The 4,471-nt window shown below is 71.8% G+C and carries 3 protein-coding genes; 1 reads left to right on the forward strand and 2 read right to left on the reverse strand.

The window, feature by feature from the left end:
* Positions 1 to 184 precede the first annotated feature (184 nt).
* Entirely contained in the window at positions 185 to 1,525 is a 1,341-nt protein-coding gene (locus ACZ6X9_RS33720) for a SulP family inorganic anion transporter (RefSeq protein WP_469781866.1), read from the reverse strand.
* Between the two features lie 692 nt (positions 1,526 to 2,217).
* Between ACZ6X9_RS33720 and proC the strand changes: the two genes are divergently transcribed.
* On the forward strand, positions 2,218 to 3,027 hold the full coding sequence (gene proC / locus ACZ6X9_RS33725; RefSeq protein ID WP_469781867.1) for a pyrroline-5-carboxylate reductase: 810 nt from the start codon (positions 2,218 to 2,220) through the stop codon (positions 3,025 to 3,027).
* Positions 3,028 to 3,113: 86 nt separating this feature from the next.
* Here the strand turns inward: proC and trpS are convergent, their stop codons facing one another.
* On the reverse strand, positions 3,114 to 4,112 hold the full coding sequence (trpS, locus tag ACZ6X9_RS33730) for a tryptophan--tRNA ligase (protein WP_469781868.1): 999 nt from the start codon (positions 4,110 to 4,112) through the stop codon (positions 3,114 to 3,116).
* Between the last annotated feature and the right edge of the window lie 359 nt (positions 4,113 to 4,471).

A 4,471-nucleotide genomic window follows, 5' to 3' on the forward strand; every position in this document is an offset into this window, starting at 1 on the left:
GGGAGAGTAGGACGCCGCCGAACTAAATTTGATAAAGCCGTAGGCCCTGAATCGATATGATATCGATTCAGGGCCTACGGCTTTTTTGCGTTTCCGGGCGGGACGCCACGGCTTTTGCCGGCCGATCCGCCGTCCCGCCGATTTACCGGCCTACGGGCTACCGGTGGCCTACTGGCTACAGGTCTCACTTCTTACTGAACAGGGGAACACGGCCGTCGTCCGGCCGCCCTGTTCCCCGCCGTCCGCGGTGGATGCGCAGCCTGGTTGTTTCCCAGCCCGCCTTGAGGCCGGCCAGGAGCAGGCCGATGGCGGCGCCCTTGAAAGGATCCGTCACCACGATCGCGATGGCGGTGGCCATGAGGACGGCGACCTCGCCCCGGTGCCCGTCCCACAACCGGCCCAACTCCCGTACCGGCAGAAGCTGCCGGCCCACGATCACCAGGACGCCGGCGAGCGCCGCGACCGGCACGGCGCCCAGAGCCCAGGGCAGCAGCGCGGCGAACACGGCGAGCCACACGCCCTGCAGTACCCGCGAGGCCCGAGTCCGCGCGCCGGCGCGGGCGTTGGCGGTGCTGCGGACGAGGACGGCGGTCATCGGAAGGGCACCGAGCATGCCGCACACCGTGTTGCCGGCGCCCTGCGCGATCAGCTCCTTGTCGTAGTCGGTGCGCGGTCCGTCGTGCAGCCGGTCGACGGCCGTCGCACCGAGCAGGGTCCCGGCCGAGGCCACGAGGGTGAAGGCCAGGACCGTGCCCAGGACGCCGACCTGCCCGAGCCGTTCGAAGTCCATCCCGTCCGGTGGCTGGACGACGGCCATCAGGTCGCCGACCCGCAGCCGGTCCACCGGCAGTCGCAGCACCTCGGTCACGGCCGTCGCGGCGAGCACCGCCACCAGGGGTGCCGGGACCAGCCGTGCCCCACGCGGCCAGCGCTGCCACAGCGCCAGCAGTGCCATCGTGCCGACGCCCACAGCGCCGGCGGCCAGGGCCGTCGGGGACTCCAGGGTTCCGGTGACCAGGAGGACCAGTCCGCCGAGCCGTTCCAGTCCGTCGCCGGGCGCGTCCGCGTCGGCGAGTTCGTACAACTGGCCGGTGATGAGGACGAGTCCGGTCCCCGCCAGGATTCCTCGCACCACGGCCACGGGGATCTTGCGGAACCAGCGGCCGAGCCGCAGCAGGCCCAGTACCACCTGTAGGAGGCCGGTGGCGAGCACGAGTACGCCCAGCCCCCCGAGCCCGTGGGCGCGGACCGCCTCGTACACGAGCGCGGCGAGCCCTGCCGCCGGCCCGCTCACCTGGATGCTGCTGCCCGGCAGCAGCCCGGTGAGCAGTCCGCCGACGATCCCGGTGACGAGACCCAGCTCCACCGGCACACCGGAGGCCACGGCGACACCGGCCGAAAGCGGGACGGTTATGAGGAAGACGACGAGGGACGCGTGGACGTCGGCCCGGAGGAGCCGCAGCAGGGCGCCGGTGCCGGGCCGGGATGTGACGAGGGCGGCGGGGACGAGGTCGTTGTGCTCCATGAGGGTTGCCTCCAGCGTCACCGTGCGCACCGAGGCGGCCGGTGACCGAGAACCTGCGGGGGATGAGTACGCGCGGACGGATCGGGCAGCCTGTACGGGCGAACGGAGCGGGTCGGAAGGCCGGGGAATCGGGAGGTCGAAAGTCGGCGAGCCGGGCGGGGCGGCGAAGAAGCCAGGCGTCGGGCCGGCCGGAGGGCCGTGAGTCGGCGCGGGCGTCGGCGGCGCGTCCGCGCGGTGCCCGTACGGACGCGTCCTCGCCTCCTCCGGCTTCGTGCCGTGAACACCCGACCACAGTGTGTCCAAGCGTGGTGCTCTTCGGCCGCCCGCTGCGTTACCGCGGTGTAAACACGGAATCGGCGAGGAGGAAGAGCTTCGTCCGTTCACTCCGGCGGACGGTGTTACTCATGCGCCGCACCGCGCGCCGGAGCGCCTCTCCGGGTGCCGCCCCCGCTCCCGTGGCCCGTCGCCGTTCGGAGCCGGGTGCGAAAATGACCGGGTGAAAGGCCGGGGCGGAAGGCCCGAACCGGCCACGCCCATCAGCCCGTCGACCAGCCGGACCTCCACTCCCCTCCTTCAGGTCTCTCCGCCCAACTCCCGCCGCTTTTGTGGCCGTTCGTCGGCCGGACGTGCGCGCGGGACGCGGTGCGGTGGGACGACAGCACGGCACAGCGAAAGCGGAAAAGGTGAACACCGTGACCCAGACAGTCGCCGTCCTCGGGACCGGCAAGATCGGTGAAGCGCTGCTCAGCGGCATGATCCGGGCGGGCTGGGATCCGGCGCAGCTCCTCTGCACCGCGCGCCGCCCGGAGCGGGCCGAGGCCCTGCGTGAGCGCTATGGCGTCGAGGTCGTCGGAAACGCCGACGCCGCCAAGGCCGCCGACACGCTCATCCTGGCCGTCAAGCCGCAGGACATGGCGACGCTCCTCGACGAGCTCGCGCCGCACCTGCCGGCCGACCGGCTCGTCATCAGTGCGGCGGCCGGCGTCCCCACCGCCTTCTTCGAGGAGCGGCTCTCGGCCGGCACGCCCGTGGTACGCGTCATGCCGAACACCCCGGTGCTGGTGGACGAGGGCATGTCGGTCATCTCCGCCGGCACACACGCCACGGAGGACCACCTGGCCCGTACCGAGGCGATCTTCAAGCCGGTCGGCAAGACGCTGCGCGTCCCCGAGACGCAGCAGGACGCGGCGACCGCCCTCTCCGGCTCCGGCCCGGCGTACTTCTACTTCCTGGTCGAGGCCATGACGGACGCCGGCATTCTCCTCGGGCTGCCGAGGGACAAGGCCCACGACCTGATCGTCCAGGCCGCCATCGGCGCTGCCGTGATGCTGCGTGACAGCGGCGAACACCCCGTCAAGCTGCGCGAGGCGGTGACCTCGCCGGCCGGCACGACGATCAACGCCATTCGCGAGCTGGAGAAGCACGGGGTCCGGCACGCACTCATCGCCGCCCTGGAGGCGGCCCGCGACCGCAGCCGCGAGCTCGCCTCCGGCACGGGATGACGTCAGCGCCGGAGGGGCCCGGCCGGGCTGAGACCGGCCGTCGGCCGCGGCCGGGCCGGGGGCGGGGGGATCGGTGTTCGCAGCGGTCAGCCGGCCGGAAGCAGGCCGACGGCCCGGTACGCGGCGTCGACCGTCGGCCGTGCGACCTCCCGCGCCCGGCGGGCCCCGTCCCGGAGCACGCCGTCGACGTACCCCGGTTCGGCGCACAGCTCGGCGTGCTTCTCCCGCAACGGGCGCAACAACTCCACCACCGCGTCCGCGGTGTCCCGCTTCAGCACGCCGTACGAGGTGTAGCCCGCCGCCAGTCCGTCGGGTGCGGCACCGGTGCAGGCGGCCAGCAGCTCCAGGAGATTGGCGACGCCGGGCCGCTCGGCGCGGTTGTATACGACGTCCGTCCCGCTGTCCGTGACCGCGCGCATCACCTTTTTGCGCACCACGTCCGCGTCGTCGAGGAGATGGATGATGCCGGAGGTCTCGGCGTGCGACTTCCCCATCTTCGACAGCGGGTCCTGGAGGTCCATGACCCGCGCCGCGACCGGCGGTACGACGGCGCGGGGGACGGTGAACGTCTGCCCGTACCGCTGGTTGAAACGCACCGCCAGGTCACGGGTCAGCTCGACGTGCTGCGCCTGGTCGTCGCCGACGGGGACCTCGTCCGCCCGGTACGCGAGGATGTCGGCGGCCATCAGCACCGGGTAGGTGAGGAGGGAGAGCCGGACGCTTCCCCCGGCCGCCCGTTCCCGCGCCGCCTTCTCCTTGTACTGGATCATCCGGCGCATCTCCCCGTCGGTGGCCGTGCACTCCAGGAGGTAGGACAGCCGGGTGTGCTCGTCGACGTGGCTCTGCACGAACACCGTGCAGCGGTCCGGGTCCAGTCCCGCCGCCAGGAGCAGGGTCGCGGCCTGCCGGCTCAGCCGGCGGACGCGCGCCGGGTCGTGGTCGACGGTCAGTGCGTGCAGGTCGACGACACAGAAGAGGGCGTCGGCCCGGTGCTGATCCGACTCGACCCACTGCCGGACGGCACCCAGGTAGTTGCCGAGGGTCAGGTGGCCGGTGGGCTTCACGCCGCTGAAGATGCGGGTCATGGGGTTGCCCCTCTCCTTGGGAACGGGACCACCGCCACAGACAGCAAAACGGCCGCCGAGGCGGCGGCCGTGGGGAGCATGCGTACGTACGCGCAGGGGGTGGCCGCCGTCAGGCGGGCCACCACTGGCCGTTACGGGCATGCATGGTCATGCCGACGACCGTACCGCCGGGAAACCGGTTGTGCCACGGGTTTGATCCCGACTAGGGGCTCGTGTAGGGTTCTTCGAGTTGCCGCAGGGACCCGAGAGGGAACCGGGGCGGCGCTTCACGCCACTCGGCGGGATCCTCTACTGCACGGCCCTTGAACGGGATCGATTTCGGCATGCCGGAATTCGGTTCCATTCGAGCCCGGGGCTCC

It is taken from the genome of Streptomyces sp. NPDC052910 (genome assembly GCF_055585605.1).